At 51.9% G+C, this 18,454-nt stretch carries 19 protein-coding genes and 1 other annotated feature; of the genes, 13 read left to right on the top strand and 6 right to left on the bottom strand.

What is annotated here, in order from left to right; genetic code table 11:
- Positions 1 to 60: 60 nt before the first annotated feature.
- From ligD to H8B09_RS22255, 4 genes are all read right to left on the bottom strand, one after another.
- Complete coding sequence (gene ligD / locus H8B09_RS22270; protein ID WP_191205793.1) at positions 61 to 966, bottom strand: non-homologous end-joining DNA ligase; 906 nt, start codon at positions 964 to 966, stop codon at positions 61 to 63.
- A gap of 286 nt (positions 967 to 1,252) precedes the next feature.
- The gene (locus H8B09_RS22265; protein ID WP_191205792.1) at positions 1,253 to 2,227 is read right to left on the bottom strand and encodes an ATP-dependent DNA ligase; all 975 of its coding nucleotides are present in this window, start codon (positions 2,225 to 2,227) and stop codon (positions 1,253 to 1,255) included.
- A 243-nt stretch (positions 2,228 to 2,470) separates the two neighbouring features.
- Complete coding sequence (gene ku / locus H8B09_RS22260) at positions 2,471 to 3,487, bottom strand: non-homologous end joining protein Ku (protein ID WP_191205791.1); 1,017 nt, start codon at positions 3,485 to 3,487, stop codon at positions 2,471 to 2,473.
- A gap of 124 nt (positions 3,488 to 3,611) precedes the next feature.
- Positions 3,612 to 4,403: a helix-turn-helix domain-containing protein gene (locus H8B09_RS22255; protein WP_191205790.1), complete on the bottom strand. Its 792-nt coding sequence runs from the start codon at positions 4,401 to 4,403 to the stop codon at positions 3,612 to 3,614.
- A 331-nt stretch (positions 4,404 to 4,734) separates the two neighbouring features.
- Here H8B09_RS22255 and H8B09_RS22250 point away from each other — a divergent pair, with 331 nt between their 5' ends.
- The 3 genes from H8B09_RS22250 (at position 4,735) to H8B09_RS22240 (ending at position 6,732) form a co-directional block, all read left to right on the top strand.
- On the top strand, positions 4,735 to 6,135 hold the full coding sequence (locus H8B09_RS22250) for an ABC transporter substrate-binding protein (RefSeq protein ID WP_191205789.1): 1,401 nt from the start codon (positions 4,735 to 4,737) through the stop codon (positions 6,133 to 6,135).
- Between the two features lie 195 nt (positions 6,136 to 6,330).
- A complete protein-coding gene (locus H8B09_RS22245; protein ID WP_191206079.1) occupies positions 6,331 to 6,546 on the top strand; it encodes a hypothetical protein in 216 nt (71 codons plus the stop codon).
- A complete protein-coding gene (locus H8B09_RS22240; protein WP_191205788.1) occupies positions 6,547 to 6,732 on the top strand; it encodes an H-type small acid-soluble spore protein in 186 nt (61 codons plus the stop codon).
- Here the strand turns inward: H8B09_RS22240 and H8B09_RS22235 are convergent.
- Complete coding sequence (locus H8B09_RS22235; RefSeq protein ID WP_191205787.1) at positions 6,729 to 6,932, bottom strand: hypothetical protein; 204 nt, start codon at positions 6,930 to 6,932, stop codon at positions 6,729 to 6,731. The genes H8B09_RS22240 and H8B09_RS22235 overlap by 4 nt on opposite strands.
- A 224-nt stretch (positions 6,933 to 7,156) precedes the next feature.
- Between H8B09_RS22235 and H8B09_RS22230 the strand changes: the two genes are divergently transcribed.
- The 7 genes from H8B09_RS22230 (at position 7,157) to tsaD (ending at position 13,042) form a co-directional block, all read left to right on the top strand.
- Positions 7,157 to 7,729 carry an FAD-dependent oxidoreductase gene (locus H8B09_RS22230; protein ID WP_191205786.1) on the top strand — a complete coding sequence of 191 codons (573 nt, stop codon included), beginning with the start codon at positions 7,157 to 7,159 and terminating at the stop codon, positions 7,727 to 7,729.
- A 292-nt stretch (positions 7,730 to 8,021) separates the two neighbouring features.
- Positions 8,022 to 8,891, top strand: a complete 870-nt coding sequence (locus tag H8B09_RS22225; RefSeq protein WP_191205785.1) for a YitT family protein — start codon at positions 8,022 to 8,024, stop codon at positions 8,889 to 8,891.
- Positions 8,892 to 9,105: 214 nt separating this feature from the next.
- Complete coding sequence (gene thiL / locus H8B09_RS22220; protein WP_191205784.1) at positions 9,106 to 10,134, top strand: thiamine-phosphate kinase; 1,029 nt, start codon at positions 9,106 to 9,108, stop codon at positions 10,132 to 10,134.
- Between the two features lie 34 nt (positions 10,135 to 10,168).
- Entirely contained in the window at positions 10,169 to 10,678 is a 510-nt protein-coding gene (gene tsaE, locus H8B09_RS22215) for a tRNA (adenosine(37)-N6)-threonylcarbamoyltransferase complex ATPase subunit type 1 TsaE (RefSeq protein WP_191205783.1), read from the top strand.
- Positions 10,675 to 11,496, top strand: a complete 822-nt coding sequence (gene tsaB / locus H8B09_RS22210; RefSeq protein ID WP_224753888.1) for a tRNA (adenosine(37)-N6)-threonylcarbamoyltransferase complex dimerization subunit type 1 TsaB — start codon at positions 10,675 to 10,677, stop codon at positions 11,494 to 11,496. The genes tsaE and tsaB overlap by 4 nt, the downstream gene beginning before the upstream one ends.
- Positions 11,493 to 11,987, top strand: a complete 495-nt coding sequence (rimI, locus tag H8B09_RS22205; protein WP_191205782.1) for a ribosomal protein S18-alanine N-acetyltransferase — start codon at positions 11,493 to 11,495, stop codon at positions 11,985 to 11,987. The genes tsaB and rimI overlap by 4 nt, the downstream gene beginning before the upstream one ends.
- Positions 11,984 to 13,042 (top strand): tRNA (adenosine(37)-N6)-threonylcarbamoyltransferase complex transferase subunit TsaD, encoded by a 1,059-nt coding sequence (gene tsaD, locus H8B09_RS22200; protein ID WP_191205781.1) that lies wholly within the window; start codon positions 11,984 to 11,986, stop codon positions 13,040 to 13,042. The genes rimI and tsaD overlap by 4 nt, the downstream gene beginning before the upstream one ends.
- Before the next feature lie 377 nt (positions 13,043 to 13,419).
- On the opposite strand, the gene rfbB is transcribed toward tsaD, so the two are convergent.
- Positions 13,420 to 14,406, bottom strand: a complete 987-nt coding sequence (gene rfbB / locus H8B09_RS22195) for a dTDP-glucose 4,6-dehydratase (protein WP_191205780.1) — start codon at positions 14,404 to 14,406, stop codon at positions 13,420 to 13,422.
- A gap of 434 nt (positions 14,407 to 14,840) precedes the next feature.
- Between rfbB and H8B09_RS22190 the strand changes: the two genes are divergently transcribed.
- From H8B09_RS22190 to H8B09_RS22180, 3 genes are all read left to right on the top strand, one after another.
- Entirely contained in the window at positions 14,841 to 15,017 is a 177-nt protein-coding gene (locus H8B09_RS22190; RefSeq protein WP_191205779.1) for a hypothetical protein, read from the top strand.
- A 163-nt stretch (positions 15,018 to 15,180) separates the two neighbouring features.
- Positions 15,181 to 15,486, top strand: a binding site (T-box leader).
- A 121-nt stretch (positions 15,487 to 15,607) separates the two neighbouring features.
- A complete protein-coding gene (locus H8B09_RS22185; RefSeq protein WP_191206077.1) occupies positions 15,608 to 17,161 on the top strand; it encodes a 2-isopropylmalate synthase in 1,554 nt (517 codons plus the stop codon).
- Between the two features lie 214 nt (positions 17,162 to 17,375).
- The gene (locus tag H8B09_RS22180; protein WP_191205778.1) at positions 17,376 to 18,191 is read left to right on the top strand and encodes a class I SAM-dependent methyltransferase; all 816 of its coding nucleotides are present in this window, start codon (positions 17,376 to 17,378) and stop codon (positions 18,189 to 18,191) included.
- Positions 18,192 to 18,454: the final 263 nt, after the last annotated feature.

Raw genomic sequence — 18,454 nt, 5'->3', positions numbered from 1 at the left:
GTCTACAATTCATGTCTGCTAAATATGAAGGTGCGCACGCCTATTGCACAGCCTAGAAGGTCAACCTTTTGGTGTATTTTTACTCACAAAATGGTAAATCGGCCGCAATTGCTGCGGTTTTATTTGAAAGAGCAGATCCCCGTATTGGCTTAGCCGGTCGCCAATTGTGAGAAGATTATAATCTGCGATCCGCGCGCCTGACCTTGCTTCCTCCCAAGTAAGCGGCGTCGACAACGTCGCCCCCTTGCGTGCGCGGGGTGAGTAGGGAGCTGCGATCGTTTTGCCAGGATAGTGCTGCAAGTAGTCGACATATATACAATCGCCTCGGTCAACCTTCATTCGCTCGATCGTAAACAGCTGCGGGTGTGCCTGCGTTAGGTAAGTGCCAATGAAGCGACCCATCACGCGCAGCTCGTCGAACGTGACGTCGCCTGTTGATGGAATAATAAGCTGGACGCCTGTTGCGCCAGATGTTTTGAGCATCGACTCCACGCCAATGCTCCGCAGCAAGTCCCCCACGATGACCGCCGCCTCCATGATGCGAGGCTCCTCTTCTAATGAAGGATCAAGATCAATGATCCACTCCGTAGGGTAGACAGCTTCCCCGATTCGGTCGAAGGACATATGAAACTCGAGGCAGGCAAGGTTGCCGAGCCACAGCAGCGTCGGGAGTGAATCAAGCAGCACATAGTTGATGTCACCTTGCTGAGCGGTATGGACGAAGGCGGGAGCTGGCTCAGGGCAATTTTTCTGATAAAAGGATTCTCCAGCGATCCCATCCGGCCATCGAATCGTTGTCATATAGCGCCCGCTGCAATGGTGAAGCAGATACGGGGCCAGCAGCGCCAGCTTCTCCAAGTACATGGCCTTCGTAATGCGAGGCTCTGGCCACAGCACTTTATTCGGATTCGAGATCGTAATCGTCTCGCCGTCGATGATGATGGTGCCTTTGGAGCTGGCTGACATGGTAATCCCTCCTTAACGAATGTGTTTGTTGCTTGCTGTACCACGGAACGGACTGTAGGGATCCTAATTAATGTCTAAGAGCTCGATTCGTGATGTAACGGACTACGGTGACGCTATCGGGGTGGAAAACAGCTTGTTAGAGTGAATTCCACCTAATTAGTTGCATCTGAGTCCGTTAGAAACATAGTAGCGAGGATAGACGATGAATAGCGTCCTTTCGGTCCGTTAGAATGGAGGCGGGGGGGTGAATACCATGTGAGAGCACAATTCTGCACTCATTAGTCAGTTAGTTAGTTGTGAAGAATGGCGGAGCTGGAGTTGTGCCTAGCAGTGCCTCGATCATCGGCTGTCTAAGCTGACGGCCTTCCTGCCAGCGCCATTCGGCATATTGGACGCGCATGGTGAGCAGCGGTTCGACCCAGGCAGCGCCAGCCATATCTCGATGATAGGTGACGAAGGGGCTAGTGCTGCGGCGGACCGGTGCGAACACATCCGCTAGCGCAGCCCACTCCGAACGTTTGAGACGACCCGTGCCAACCTTCCCGATAAAATGAAAACCTCCCTTATCATCAAAAACCCCTGCTAGCAAAGCATTGACGATACCCCCATTGGTCGTGTAACCACCGATTGTGGCGATGACATCGCCCCAGTGTTTGATTTTGAGCCAGCGGCCATCCTTGCCGCCGAATGAATAAGTGCTGTCTGCTTGTTTGGCGACAATACCTTCGAGGTTCTGCGCTTTCGTCACTTGGAACAGGGTGGATCCATCGGGATAGGAGGGCACAAGCTGCACGAGGCGACTGGTCTGCAGCAGCTCTTCAAGCTTGCGCATCCGCTCCGTCAGCGGCTTGTTATTCCACCATTCTCCGTCACAGTAGAGGAGATCAAAGACCATATAAGCGATGGGTACTTCACGTGCGGCCTGTTTCACACGATCGGTCCGCCTAATGCCATCCCGCCGCATCACCTCGTGAAAGGAAGGCTTCCCATCCGCGCCGAGTGCAATAATTTCGCCATCAAGCAGAACGGAGGAGGTGGCTGAACAGTACGACCGCCAATCCAATAGCTCGGGATATAACGCCGTCCTGTGATTGCCGTGTCGATTGAACAGCTCGCACCGGTCACCATCCGCATAGACAAGCATCCGAACGCCATCCCATTTGATCTGATATAACCAATTCCCCTCAGGCGGCTTCTCTGCCGCCACGGGCTCGAACGGCTCAATCGGCTGGTCGACCGACCACGGTAATGCCTTTGCCATCCCCGTACCCTCCTTCATTAATAATGCTAATCCGAATCCTTTTTATAGATAGTATCGACTGTATAGAGGTGTACCAAACGCACTCTAATCCTCTAAGCCTGCACATTAGATCGATAATGATGTCTGACGTCCGCACACAACAATAGCGACCCGAAGTGGATCGCTATTGTGTGTGAGACTATTACAATTGTATTGAAGAAGCTTACTTACGCTAAACTCGTGAGGAATTGCTGGGCTCCAATGTTACTGAGCCGCCTTCTTCGGCGCTCTTGGTTTACGCGGCTTCGGCGCTGGCGCTTCTGGTGCCGCGCTGCCGACGCCTGTATCGCTCGCGATCGGGCCTCCCGCAGCAGTGTCTGCGGCGCCAGCCGCCTTGCGACTGCGCTTGGCGGCAGGCTTCGCCGCTGCCGTGGCGGCATCGCCCGCGCCGCTGGCCGTCACGATTGGCCCAGCGGCAACAGCTGGCGGCGCTTCTGCTGCTGGCGTCGAGCGCGCAGCCTCGAGGCTCGCCTGCAGCGCGGCCATGAGATCGAGGACGTTCGTCTGCTCCGCTTGCGGTGCAACGCGGACGTCCTCGCCAGCGATTTTATGCTGGATGAGCTCCATGAGCTGGGCGCGGTAATCGTCGGTATATTTCTCCGGCTCGAAAGGCGTCGATAGCTGCTCGATAAGCATTTTGGCCATCATCAGCTCTTTCTCGTTAACGGGTTTCGTCTGAACATCGGCGAGTCCGGGCACCTGCTGTACAGAGCGAATTTCGTCCGGGTAGTAGATGGTCTCCATGGCCAGGCAATCGCCCATGACGCGGATTGCGGCGAGCGAGCTTTTCTGCCGAATCGATACTTTCGCTATGCCGATCTTACCGGTATCTCGCATGGACTCCATAAGCAGGTGGTAAGCATTCCCGCCAGCCTGATCCGGCGCCAGAAAGTATGTTTTCTGAAAATAAATCGGATCGATATCCGACAGCGCTACAAAGTCGAGAATGGCGATCGTCTTCGACCGCTCGCCTCCGATTGACTCAAGGTCGTCCTTATCGAGCAGAACAAAGCGGCCTTTCTCATATTCGTAGCCCTTCACGATTTCGTCCATCGCGACTTCCTTCTCGCATGCAGGACATGTCTTCACATAGGAAATCGGACTGCCGCACTCCTGATGGATCATACGAAGCGAAATATCTTTGTCCTCGGTTGCCGAGAACATTTTGACAGGAACATGTACAAGACCGAAGCTGATCGCACCTTTCCATACCGTATGCATGGCTCAAGCACCTCCATCGCGCTTATCGCGTTTTGAACAGATCATTACCAGCGTTCCCGCAATGAAGGCGATTCAACCGGTGCTGACCCTGCATTTTGATTAAAAAAGGTGAACTGCGAGCTCCCTAACCCTCTGCAATCTTTCTCACTGCGGAAGGAGGATAGCCCTTCATCTCTTTGAACAAGTTGCTGAAGTACGAAATGTCCTGAAAGCCGCAGCGTTCGGCCGTTTCCGTTACCGTGAAATCACCATCCGCCAGCATCATCTCAGCGTTATTGATGCGTATGCGGTTTAGGAACTCTCTGAAAGTCGAGCCGGTGCTTTCCTTGAAGAGCTTGCCTAAGTAAACGGGATTCAGTTTCACGCGCTCCGCTAAGTCGCCAATCTTAAGCGGTTCTGCATAGCTTTCTGTTATGTATGCGATAAGTTTCTTGATCCGCGGATCGACCTGCATGCTCGACTGACGGGCAAAGTTGCTCAGCAGGCGATGAAGGATAAGCTCGAAGATCGCACGCGCTTGAATGAGATAGAACGGCTGCTTGCTCATCCACACTTGGTTGAATTCTCGGATATAACCCAGGATTTCTTTGGTTATCATTCTTTTCGTTACGATCCCGAATGGAAGACGAATATCATTATGCGGCGAAGCCCAATAGAAGTTGAAGGGAAAGGCATGCATCGGACAAGACTTGAAGGTATGCGCTTCTCGAACACTGCCCCCTGGAACATAAATCAGATCCCCCGCCTCTACATTGTATTTCTCTCCGTTAATGTAATAGCTGGCTCGGCCTTCGATGACAAACGTAAGATCGTGAAAACTGATGGTTGACCTCTGAATGGTCCAATCCGGGAAACATTTGCGTTCAACGAATAGAAAGATATTTGGCACAAGGTGGGGATGGTAGTAGAGCTCCATTGCAATTCCTCCCAAGTGAAAATGGTTTAGACTATCGTATGAATCGTGGATGGAACGTTCAGGAAATCAAGGACAGCTATTGATTGTAGGTAGGGCAAAGGTCTGATTTGAGGCGTTGGGTGGGCAATTGGCAGTGGTTGTTTCCTCCTAGTCATTTACATTTGTATTGATTTATTACAAATCATATTTAGAAACTCTATGGTTTGACAACCTGTCAAAATATACACTTTCCATATGTTCGGAACGTTGCTAGCGAAAGATGTTCCTTGCAGGCTTATACATTTGAAAGCGCTGCCTTATCGCAGCCGAATCTGAAGGGGGATTCATACAAATGAAGTTCCGTAAGTCAATGGGGATGCTGTTGTGCAGTTTGATGCTCGTATTTATGGCGGCATGCGGTTCAAGCGGGGAGAAGAGCAGCACAGAGACAGACAATACAGGCGGCAAAGAGGCGACGGCTCCTGCTGGAGAGAAGGCGGAGGATACAGGAGAAACATCCACAGACGCCGAAGCGGACCCTGCGAGCACGACGCCAGAGATGGATTTCGACATGGGCGGCAGAACGATCAAATGGGTATCGTGGTACGATGAATCGATCAAGGAAGACAATCCGGATAATATTGAGAAAAAGAAAAATCTGGATGCGCTCATGAAGAAACACAATTTCAAAATCGAATACGTAGTCGTTGATTACGGCGAATATAAGGATAAAGTAACGGCATCGCTAATGTCCGGAACACCGGTCGGAGATATTATCAGGGTTGCTAGACCGTGGATGATTCCAACGTTGGTCAAGAAAGATATGTTCTGGCCGGTTGACGAATACACGAAGAACGACAAGGTGTTCATTCAGCAGTACACGAATGAATATTCGCAGTTCGAAGGCAGAGGCTACGGCTTCCGTTCAGGCATCAATGGCGCATCGTCCGGGATTCTGTACAACCGCACTCTCATGGCTAAGATGGGCATTAAGCCGCTGCAGGATTATGTCAACGAAGGCAACTGGAACTGGGATACGTTCATGGAAGTCGCCAAAGAAGCGAACAAAGATACGAATAACGACGGCAAGCTGGATACGTGGGGTCTTGCCAGCGATTCTCTGTTGGTTCCGGCAATGGCTGCGAACGAAGCGAACCTGGTGGCGGACGGCAAACAAACGCTTGACGATCCGAAGACGCTGGAAGTGCTCAACTTCTTGTCCAAGCTAGCAACGGAGAAGATCGGCAGGCCGACAGAAGGCGGAGATTGGACGGAGCCAGGACAGTTCTTCCGTCAAGGCAATACGCTCATGTATGCGGGCAGCGACTATGAAACGAACGATTTCCACAAGGATATGCCGGACATCGATATCGGTTTTGTTCCGTTCCCGAAAGGTCCAAGCGTGACCGAATACCATTCCTTGTTAACCATTCCGAACTACTTGACCGTTCCGAAGGCGGTTGAGCATCCGGAGCAGTTGGTATACATTTACGAGAAAATCAACGATATCACCTCTGTCTACGATTATCCGAAACAAGCTTCCCTGGAGTCGTATTTCAGCAACGAAGATGATGTGAACAACGCGAAGCTCGCAGGCGAGAGCATTAAAGTCGTCGAATCCGATAACGGTTATCCGGAAATGCCATTCTACGATTTCATCGGAGAGATTCGTGAGGGCGTATCCGTATCGACGGTTATCGAGAAGTATAAAACGCCATTCCAATCGGCTGTCGACAAGGTATGGAAACAGTAACAACCTAATTTAACATCATAAACAGGACAGCAGGCTCCCCCCGGGCTTGCTGTTTTGCTTGTATTAAGCACGGAATCTTATGCATGAAATCTGGCCGCATAGGGCATATTTTTCAAGAAGGCAAGTGCCTTGCAGAGCATGCAACGATCATTCGATCATTAATCTTCCAAGGAGGTTGTCAGAGCAACCATGGCAATGGACCGCATTCCGAACACGGGTGAACAAGAAGGACGGGACGTAGACACCGATGCATGGCACGATGGACGAAGCAGCTACGAGATGGATATCGACCGCATGGTGAATGAAGGGCTTGGCGGGGGTCAGGTGACGACGCATAACGGCCTGATTGACGCATCCACGACCGATTACATGGAGACGCTTGAGCGTCCGATTGTAGGGGAGGACAACTAAGTGGATATCAAACGAGCCAAGCAAATCTACGAATCATCCGGCACGATCGGCGTTCATCTGGAAGGCGAGCCGGTATGGATCGAGTCCGTCGATGAGGCGAATGGCATGGCAACGGTACAAGTTGGAGGAACGCCGCAGAATACCCATACGGTGTCGGTGGATCGATTAGTGGAAGATAAGGGTTAAACGCATATTGTTGTGCAAAAAGAAACAGCGCCATCGTCGATGCCTTTGCGGCACCACGTACGGCGCTGTTCTGCTTTCCGATTCGTAACGACTTGCGTCTGCGGTTTGCGGGTCCATTCATTGCGACCGGCCCCTGTAAGAATTGCTCGTGCTTTGTCCTTCGCGGAGCGATTCGCTCCGGCTTTATTGTTCTTGCTCATTATTTACCTACCTCCGATATGGATATGCCATGCATTGACGGAGCAGATTCAGCGCTCTTATGCATTACTATCAGCATATGCGACAGAAGAACGGGATGCAAGCAGTCATTTTCCCCTTTAGATGATGATTATACCGATTTGCACTTGGCGGGATTTGGGTAATAATATATGCTTCTTATTGAACGACATCTTCTATTGTCCATATCTTAAGGAGGCGAATATTTATGTACGATATTGTTATTGTCGGAGCAGGTCCAGCGGGCGCTAGCGCCGCATTGTTCGCAGCCAAAGCAGGCAAGTCCACGCTTGTCATCGACAGCGATCAGAGCATTACGAAGCGGGCATGGATCGAGAACCACTATGGTGTGGAAGCGATCAGCGGTCCTGATCTTATTGCTGTAGGCGTGAAGCAGGCGAAGAAATTCGGTGCCGAGTTCGTTCCAGGCAAAGCGGTTCAAGTTGTAGCTGGCGAAGGCACTGTATCCGTACGTACGGAAGATGGCACATCTTATGAGGCGAAGCACATCATTCTCGCAACGGGCACAGGTCTGACAGAAGCGTTGGCTGAAGCAAGCGGCATTGCCGTGAAGCCGGGCACGGAGCCGCGTGTGAAGACGATTCTCGATGCGGATGCAGCAGGCAAGACGAGCGTTGCAGGCGTATGGGCAGCAGGAGCAGCAGCAGGCGTTAGCGTACATACCATTGTAACGGCTGGCGATGGCGCTAAGGTTGCAATTAACGTGATCAGCGAGATTAATGGCGAGCGTTACGTCGATCATGACGTGCTCAAGAGCTAGACGAAGCATTTCGAAGAAATAGCCAGAATGAGTTGGAACTTAAGGGCTGCATCTGCGGTATATCAGCGTCATGCTGATACCCCGCAATGCAGCCTTTTTTATGCTTACATTAAGGATTCGTTTCACAAGCGACAGATAAACCGATATAACATCTGATAAACGAAGGTCTGATGTTAAAAAGTCGTGAATTCGATATTTTTTGAACGAAAATGATGGTTTTCGGTTCAATTTGACCGAATTTTCATGTATACTATAGTAAGAATAGTGAGACAACAAGAAAGGAAGGGGTTCAATGGCAAACATCCAACACAGCAGATTGACCAAGGTCGAGATTGCCCGGAGAATTATTTTCATAACCATCGGGGCAATGCTTATGGCCGTCGGGCTTGAAATATTTCTAGTTCCGAACAACATTATCGATGGCGGTATTACCGGTATCTCTATCATCTTCGGTCACTTATCAGGTGTACCGCTTGGTGTATTCCTGTTCTTCCTCAACCTCCCGTTCTTATTCATTGGTTACAAGCAGATTGGCAAGACGTTCGCAATGTCCACTTTATACGGTGTCGTCGTTATGTCGCTCGGCACATTCCTGCTTCACCCCGTGCAAGCTTTCACTGATGACACTTTCCTCGCAGCTATTTTCGGTGGTCTTATTCTAGGCGTAGGCGTTGGTATCGTAATCCGTTCGGGCGGTTCGCTCGACGGCACTGAAATTGTAGCTATTCTTGTTAACAAGAAAATTCCGTTCTCCGTAGGCGAGATCGTTATGTTCCTTAACTTCTTCATTCTCGGCAGCGCTGGCTTCGTCTTCGGATGGGATCGCGCGATGTACTCCCTTGTTGCATATTACTTGGCTTACAAAATGATCGATATTGTGATCGAAGGTTTCGACGAGTCGAAATCGATCTGGATCATTAGCGATAAGTCGGAGATGATTGGCGATGCGATTATGAGCCGCCTTGGCCGCGGCGTTACGTATTTGCACGGAGAAGGCGCCTTCTCCGGCGGCAGTAAGAAAGTAATCTTCTGTGTGATTACACGTCTGGAAGAAGCGAAGCTCAAGTCAATCGTACAAGAGGTCGATGAATCGGCCTTCATGGCCGTTGGCAACATCCACGATGTGAAGGGCGGAAGGTTCAAGAAGAAAGACATTCACTAGCCGTTTAGCCCTTAACAGCCGTATTCGTCAGGCTTATGCCTTTGCGAATGCGGCTTTTTTCGTACGAGCAGGTAATGCGGGTTATTGATACCTTCTGTTGCGGCACTCGTCGACGCCCGATATAATAAGGTCAACGCAGGAACCAAGGTGAAACGGCTGTCGCCGTCCTATGGACGGCACATTGTAAATAGAGAGCGGCATGGAGGCGGGTTAATTGGACGAGTTCGCAAGCATCGGTCATTGGACCGCTGAGCGTCAGTCCGCGCAGTGGCAGAAGGAACGGGGCGTCGTGCTGGGCATTGGGGACGATGCGGCTGTTGTTCAATTGCCGGACGTACCGCAGCAGCAATGGCAGTGGGTGCTCGCGGTGGATACGATGGTTGAGACGATCCACTTCAACGATAAGACGATGTCAGCATCAGATATTGGCTTCAAAGCATTAGCCGCCAATGTGAGCGACGTTGCAGCGATGGGCGGTTTGCCGATGCATGCGCTCGTGTCGGTGAGCGTCCCGCCTAACTGGGGTCCGGATCGGATGCGGTCATTGTATGATGGATTATACGAGTGTGCGGATCGATATGGGGTGGCCATTATCGGCGGTGATACGACGTCTTCTCCGCAGCATCTCGTAGTTGCAGTTACCGTCGTTGGCAGAGTGGAGACGGGGAGGGCGCTGCAGCGTTCCGGTGCCAAGCCAGGTGATGTGGTATTCGTAACGGGTCCGATTGGACAATCGGCTGCCGGGCTGCATGGATTATTGGATGGACAAGCAAGCGTTATGCCGGAACCGCTCGTTCGCGCGCATCGACGGCCATCGCCTTCGGTACTGGCGGGACGGCTGCTGCAGCAGCGTGGAACTTGTACGTCACTTAATGATGTCAGCGATGGCGCGGCAAGCGAGGCATGGGAAATTGCAGAGGCTTCTGGCGTTTGCTTGGTGCTTCACGATCGGCAGCTGCCTAGAAGCGGTGCGCTGATGAGCTACGCGGCTGACTCCGGGCAGGACGCGCTGGAATGGATGATGTACGGCGGTGAGGATTATGTGCTGCTCGGGACGATTGAAGCAGGAGATGCTGAGGGCGCCAAGGCTGCGCTAGAGGCAGAAGGCATTCCGATGTTTATCATCGGCGAGGTCGAGGAAGGCGGACCGGACGTTCAGCTTGTTACCGGCGGCGCAGGGAGTTCCATGGGTTCGGAGCGAAGAAGGCAGCTGCAGAAGCGCGGATATAACCATTTTGGCTGAGGATCTAGATAGATATTAAGGGAACGGTGAAGGAATGAATACGCGATTAGTAGAAGCGGCGACCTGGGAAGGCCACGCCGAGACGGAGACGATACAGCTGGCAGAGCGTCTGGCACATTGGGCAGAGCCGGGCACAGTGCTTGCGCTTGATGGCGATCTAGGCGCAGGCAAAACGCGTTTCTCGCAAGCGTTTGCCGCAGCATTAGGTGTACCGGGCATCGTGAATAGTCCGACGTTTACGATTATTAAGGAATACGAAGGGCAGTCGATGCCTTTTTACCATATGGATGTCTATCGTTTGTCGATTGAGGAAGCAGATGATCTGGGGCTGGACGATTATTTCTTCGGTCAGGGCGTTACGATTGTCGAATGGGCAAGCTTAATTGAAGAACTATTGCCGCCGGATCGGCTCCATGTTCAGCTCGTACATCTTGGTGGACAAAGCCGCCGTTATGAGCTGATGGGCATCGGCGGCCGCAACGCACAGTTCGTGAAGGAACTGGCCGAGGAGAAGCGCGGTCGGCGCGGGGAGGAACAGGTATGATCGGAATGAAGGGAACGCTTGGCGCGGCTAAGCCGATCGTAGCGGCACTTGATACATCAACAGCAGCCATGGCGATGGCGATCGTGCGCGGTGATGAAGTGCTGGGCGAAGTGCAGTCGATGGCCGAACGCAACCATTCGGTTGAGGTCGTATCGAAACTGAAGGCGCTTATGGCGGACTGCGGCGTGACGGCAGATACGCTCGACGGGATTGCCGTGGGTCGCGGTCCTGGATCGTATACAGGAATGCGGATTGGCGTTACGGTTGCCAAGACGCTAGCTTGGGCATGGAATAAACCGATTGTAGGCGTGTCGAGCCTAGAGGCGCTTGCCTATGGCAGTGTGTCTGCAGAGGCTGATGGCAGCGAGCATTGGTATGTGCCGCTGATGGATGCACGTCGTGGACAAGTGTATACAGCTGCTTGGGCTGCTGGCGGAGAGATTAATACCACATGGGTGCGCTTTGCACCGGATGCCATTCGACTGATGGCGGACTGGGTTGATGAACTGGCAGATCGCGCCAGCGCCTACTCGGAGTTCCATGAAGATGAGGGTTCGCTGACGATTGTGGTGTGCGGTGATTTGGAGAAGCATGAGGATGAGGCGGCACGCTTGCAGCAGCTCTGCGAAGCAAGCGGCGTTCGCGTTCTGCTGTCACCATCGCTTATGGAAGGCCGCAGCAGTGCACTGCTTGGCGCAGCACGCCTGGCTCGAGGCGAGCGGGAAGACGTGCACAGCTTTGTGCCGAACTATACACAGCTGACCGAAGCAGAGGTTAAGCTTCGTGAGAAACAAGCAGCGGAGCGTGATAGTCGATGAACAGCGGCACACAGCAGTCAGCTGTTACATTTCGCGCGATGCGCATCACGGATGTGCCGGACATTATCGCGATCGAACGGGAAGCTTTTACGACGCCTTGGACGGCGGAAGCATTTCTTAACGAGCTGACGCATAACCATTTTGCCCGCTATATTGTAATGGAGGATCAATCGGGTATTATCGGTTACGGAGGCATGTGGACGATTATCGATGAAGCGCATGTGACCAATATTGCGGTACGGCATGATCGCCGTGGCATGGGGCTTGGCGAGAAGATGTTGAAGCAGCAGATGGCGAATGCAGTCGAATACGGCATGCAGCGAATGACGCTGGAGGTACGCGTATCAAACGATCGAGCGCAGCGGCTGTATGAGCGGCTCGGGTTCGAGCCTGCCGGCATTCGACCGGGTTATTATTCAGACAACAATGAGGATGCGCTCATTATGTGGGTCGAGCTTCAGATGTCTGGGACGGGAGAGCAGCCAGAATGACGGAACGGAAAGAACATTTGGTCGGGGAGCAGGAGAGCCTGCTGCTCGCAATCGAGACAAGCTGTGATGAGACTTCTGTCGCAGTTGTGCGCAATGGGAAACAGATTCTGTCGAACGTGATTTCGAGCCAGATCGAGACACATCGGAAGTTCGGCGGCGTCGTGCCGGAGATCGCTTCGCGCAAACATGTGGAGACGATTACTGTAATGATGGAGGCGGCGTTAGAGCAGGCGGGTATTACGCCTAAAGAGCTGTCGGCTGTGGCGGTAACGCAGGGACCAGGGCTTGTAGGGGCGCTGCTTGTTGGCGGTGTAGCTGCCAAAACGTACGCTATGGCGCTTGATATTCCGCTGATCGGGACGCATCACATTGCCGGACATATCTATGCGAATGCACTCGTGCATGACATCGTTTATCCATGCGTGGCGCTGGTCGTTTCCGGCGGACATACGGAGCTTGTTGTGCTGGAGCGGGAAGGATCGTTCCGCATTGTGGGACGTACACGGGACGATGCGGTTGGAGAAGCGTATGACAAAGTTGCGCGCGCGCTCAACTTCCCGTATCCGGGAGGTCCTCATATCGATCGACTTGCGATCGAAGCCGAAGAGGTCATCGAGCTGCCTCGCGCGTGGTTGGAGCCAGATTCGTACGATTTCAGCCTGAGCGGCTTGAAATCGGCGGTTCTTGCCGCGATCAACCAGTCGCGGATGAAAGGCGAGACGCTTAATACCGCTGCGCTGGCGCGCGGCTTCCAAGAGTCTGTCATCGATGTACTTGTTGGCAAATCGATGCGTGCAATCCAGGAGTTTGGCGCTCGGCAGCTGCTGCTGTGCGGCGGCGTTGCAGCCAATCGCGGCTTGCGCGCTGCGCTTGCGACGAGCTGCGAAGCGGCCGGTGTACCACTGCTCGTGCCGCCGTTCGAGCTGTGCACGGACAACGGCGCCATGATCGGCGCAGCAGCGCACCTGAAATGGAAAAGCGGCGAGTTCACCTCGCTTGATATGAAAGCCGATCCGCTCCTCTCACTCGAGGAGTGGTCTGTAGAGCCGGTCTGATGTTTTTTCTACCCACCCAAACCCTCCCTGCAAGGGAGGGCCCCGGGGTTTCCAACCCCTGGACCCCGGAAAGTTGTCGGTAGAGGGACAGAGTTGCGTGAAAGTTGCTGAGTGCGTAGAGTCGCGTGCCCCTGTGGGGCACAACTCTTGTTCGAGCGTATTAGTTTGTTACTACACTTCAGTTTCCTTTGCATTTTCATGGTCTACGATTAACAGCAATATCCCCCATTTGCAGCGTATTTCTGTCCTACCATTGCGTCAATTATTTCAAACAAAAATCTCATCTCCCGTCAATAATAGTTATTACTTCGTACCAAGACCTTAGCCGTGAGAATCATAACTTTTGAGATCCTGTGTAGCTGCTTCGTTGTGGCGGATTATATCCTTGATTCAACGCTTCTTGGATCATGAGATCGCCACCATCTTCGGTTGTCCATATACCACTGAATTGTCTTGCGAAGGCCGACTTCAAAGTCATACTGGGCTTTCCAATGTAAGTGTGACATGATTTTCGACGGGTCGTTAGCATATCGATAATCCTGACATGGACGGTCCTCGACAAATTTGATAAGAGTCCTTGGCTTCCTAAGGTAATCCAATATAAGGTAAACCGTTTCAAGCGTTTGACATTCTTGACGTGCACCAATATTGTACACTTCACCAGGAATCCCGTTTTCCATAACCAGTCTTATCGCCTCAACATTATCAACGACGTACAACCAATCACGAATGCTTTTCCCTTCCCCATGAATATAGATCGGCATATCTTGCAGGGCGTTCGTTATAGTCATCGGTATTAGCTTTTCAGGATATTGTTTAGGGCCATACGTATTTGCGAACCTTACGATATTAATCGGCAGTCCGTATGTCCTGTGGTAAGCGAGAACATGTAGATCTGCACTTGCTTTACTCGCAGCATATGGGTTGTTAGGTGAAATCGGTGAGTCCTCCGTGAAAACCCCCGTGTCCCCAAGTTCCCCGTACACCTCGTCTGTAGAGATTTGTACAAATCGAAGACCGTGGTTTTTAGCGGCATCAAGCAGAGACTGCGTTCCTAATACATTGTTGGTTGTAAACAAAAATGGATTCTGAAAGCTTCGATCGACATGTGATTCTGCTGCAAAATTAATAATTACATCAATGTCGTACTTTATTATGACTTCATCAACCAGCTTTTGATCACATATTGAGCCCTTAATAAATTTATAATTACGTCTGGATTGTACTTCGGACAAATTCTCCAAATTGCCCGAGTACGTTAATTTGTCTAAGTTTATAATGTGATAGTCATCATGATTGTCTAGCATATGTTGAATAAAATTGCTGCCAATAAACCCTGCGCCTCCAGTGACCAGTATGTTCATTCTTTGTACAACTCCTTTATTCTGGATGATACAAATTGTATCCTCAATGCATAATGTATCATCTTGAGGCAAATAGGTCCAGTTTCTGTCTGTCTAACATGCCGAAACGGATATAAGATAGATTTGTGTTTCTACTAGCTTTACGCAACGTTAGTGGTGAGCAAATTCCTCCTTTTCCCACGTATTTCATTTGCACTTTTCAGACAACCTAGATTCACTCGCAGAGCATTCTGTAAATTTGATGTTTGACAGGCGATTGGGATTGTGCATATAATGGCTCCAACAGATCACACGAATATGTTCCAAACGCGAAGAACAGGAGCAGTAGAGATTACCGGGTACAGGCAGCGCTGTCGTAAGACGTGTTGCCGCTAGAGAGCTGCGGGGTGGTGCAACGCAGTCGAAGGGGATTTCGAAACTCGCCTGGGAGCGGAATGGCGGAACCGATTACGGATGACGACGGTCATCTGGCTCGGATGTACGTCATTACGGTTGACCTCCGTGAGAGGGTGCGCTGCCGTCATGATCCGGATATGACGAAGCGCTTAAGGTGGGCATTCACGCGAGAACAAGCGGAATGTCAACAAGAGTGGTACCGCGCGGGCACATAAGCCTGTCGTCTCTTGCATAATTGCAAGGGACGGCAGGCTTTTCTTGTTGTCATCCTCTATGTGAACGTGAACGTTCTAAGCGATGTTGGTGCATATTCGCCAAGTGTGAATCTGAGCAGAAACACGAAACAAACGACTGAAAATCAATGACCTGACCATACATGTGAACGCGATGAACAGGAGCAGTACAACCGATTCGGGGTACAGAGAGCTGCGGGGTGGTGCGACGCAGTCGAACGAATGTTGGAAACTCGCCTGTGAGCGGAGTGGTGGAACAGCGAGCGTTATGAATACGCGAGCTTATGTACACCATTACGGCCCATCCAGCCGTTACCCCGGATGCTGAATGTGCTCTGCCTGCTGTGGCAGAGAGCATTTGGCGCCAAAGAGGACTCGCACCTGAAGAGGAGCGAAGTCAACGAGAGTGGTACCGCGGCAGCGGCTTGAAAGCAAGCCTGTCGTCTCTTATTCGCAAAGGTGTAAACCGGAGCGGGAGACGATAGGCTTGCTTTTTTTTCGTACTTAACCTTTAGGAGGCTACCCCCATGACAACTTTTAACGCAAATACAAACGTGAATGCTAACGATACCATGAAACGGATCCAAATTTTTGACACGACGCTGCGTGACGGTGAGCAGTCACCAGGCGCTTCGATCGACTCCAGCCGCAAAATCGTCATCGCCCGCCAGCTGGCGAAGCTGGGTATCGACGTAATCGAGCCGGGTTTTGCTATTTCGAGCCCAGGAGACTTCGCTGCGATTCAGCAAATTTCCCGTGAGCTGCACAATGTCGAGATCGCGGGCTTCGCTCGCTGCGTCAAGGCAGACATCGAATCGGCTATCCAAGCGACGCAGGACGCGGCACGACGCAGACTGCATCTGTTCATCTCGTCGTCGGATATTCACTTGAACTTCCAGATCCGCAAATCCCGCGAGCAAGTCATTCAGATCGCCCGCGATATGATCAGCTTCGGCAAGCAGTTCGTGGACGAGATCGAATTCTCGGCAATGGACTCGACACGTTCGGGTATCGAGTTCGTAACGGAGCTGGTTGAAGCAGCGATTGGTGCTGGCGCTACAATCATCAACCTGCCAGACACGATGGGCTATGCGATTCCGAGCGAAGTCGAGGAGTTGTTCCGCACGGTGCGCCGTGAAGCGCGTGGAGCTGATCGAGTCCGCTTCAGCGCTCACTGCCACAACGATCTGGGCATGGCGGTTGCGAACAGCTTGGCTGCCATTCGCGGCGGAGCAACGCAGATCGAGGTAACGGTTAACGGTATTGGCGAACGCGCCGGCAACTGTTCGCTGGAAGAACTGGTGATGGCGATTGAAACGCGCAAAGACGCGATGCAAGCTGAGACGGGCATCGTACAGTCGGAGATCTTCGAGACGTCGCGTCTGGTCAGCCGGACGATGCGCTTCCCGATTGCATTCAACAAACCAATCGTCGGGCGTAATGCTTTCCAACATGAGTCTGGTATCCATCAGGACGGTCTGCTGAAGAACCGGAACACTTACGAAATTATGGATCCGGAAGCGATGGGCATTCCGCGCAATATGATTATCCTCGGCAAATCGTCCGGCCGTCACGCGATTAAGCATCGTCTGTCGGAGTACGGGATTATCGTTAACGAAGAGCAAATGCAGACGGTCTACGAGAAATTCATTGTTGCTGCCGATAAGCACAAAATCGTATCCGATGTCGAGCTGATCCGCATGGCTGGAGAAGCAACGGATACGCAGCCCGACCCTTATGTGCTGACCGACCTGCAGGTTGTATCCGGTACGCAGCGCTCTCGCGTCGCGTCGGTCACAGTGAAGGAAGCAAGCGGCAAGGAGCGCTCGTACTCCGCAGTAGGCGAAGGGCCAGTCGAAGCCGTTATCCGCTGCATCCAACAAGCGATCCCAGCCGCGGCGGAGTTCGAGGACCTGGAGCTGCACTCGCTGTCGTCGGGCGAGAATGCGTACGGTGAAGCGGTCGTTACGATCTTGTATGAGGGACGCCGGTTCCGAGGCACTTCGATCCACAAGGATATTATTCTTGCTTCGGCACAAGCATACGTGGCAGCGTGCAACCAAGCGATTTTGAGCAGCGGCAATAAGCAAGAAGGGGATGGACTAGAAGAGGAGTCGGCAGTATAATTCATCCAATATTTGTAATGTGGGAGGCCGGCAGCATGGGAGAAAGCAGCATAGTCGATTACTACAATCAGTTCGATGAATGGGGAGTCCGTCGCAAAGGTTTTGTACGATATATCGTACAAAGAGGCACCGAGCTAGCCCATCGCAAAGGACTTTGTATGGGTTGTACAGAATCGTACAGAATCCAATAATTGTGATCAAAGGGGGCGGCGGTATGGCAAATAGTATTGTCGATTACTACAATCAGTTCGATGAATGGGGAAGGCTCGACCGCGAGCCGATCGAATTTCTCGTGAATTGGCATTACATGCGCAAACATTTACCCGCCCAAGGCCATATTCTCGATATTGGCGCAGGTCCCGGCAAGTACTCCATGGCGCTGGCGCAGCATGGCTATGAAGTTACGCTGGCGGATCTGACGCCGCGGCTTGTTGACATCGCAAGAGACAAAGCAGAAGAGCTAGAGCTAACCAAGCAGTTCCGCGGATTCCATGCCGCTGATGCAACGGATCTAAGCCGTTACGACGATCAAGCTTTCGATGCCGCACTTATGCTTGGCCCTCTGTATCACCTCCAAGAGGAAGCCGATCGGAGTCGCGCAGCGAGCGAGTTGCATCGCATCACGAAACGGGGAGGACTCGTATTCGTCGCCTTTATGACACGGACACGGCATCTGATGACCTCGTTGTCTGACCCGCATCAATGGAAGCCGAATCATGAGCCAGAAGGAATTATGTCGTTCGCTCAGACGGGGAACTTCAATCACACAGACGAAGGACGTTTCACGGGTGCTTACTATTATGAGATAGAAAAGATTGAACCGTTCATGGAGGCACATGGGTTCAGAACCATTCAGTTGATCGGCTCCTCGAGTATTGCCGGCAGCATGAAGGGAGAACGATTCGACTACTGGCAGTCGTTCGGCGAGGAACGATATCGAGCGATCATGGGTCTGGTCTACCGTGAGGCGGCCAACCGCTTCAATCTAGGCGCATCCTCACATCTGTTGTATATCGGGCGTGCGGAGTAGCTCTAGCTAGCGATACGGATATACGTTTTACGAAACATCTTTCGATACACTTTCGAAAAAAGGTTCAACGACGGTCCAAGAGGCTCCAGCAGCCTAACGGACCGTCTTTTTTCATTTATCCACAACCATGTGTGAAATGTGTGTAAATTTTCCAATCCCGCATCTGAACGCCCTTCCTTGCAAATTGATACTGTTATGTAAAAGTGGACAACTTTTTCACAGGCTGAATGTGGATAATGTGGATAACGTGGATAATGGACAGG

The sequence above is a fragment of the Paenibacillus terricola genome, from assembly GCF_014779765.1.
GTDB lineage: Bacteria > Bacillota > Bacilli > Paenibacillales > Paenibacillaceae > Paenibacillus_T > Paenibacillus_T terricola.
The sequence above is the reverse complement of the archived record's forward strand: the minus strand, read 5'-3'. Positions and strand labels throughout refer to the sequence as shown.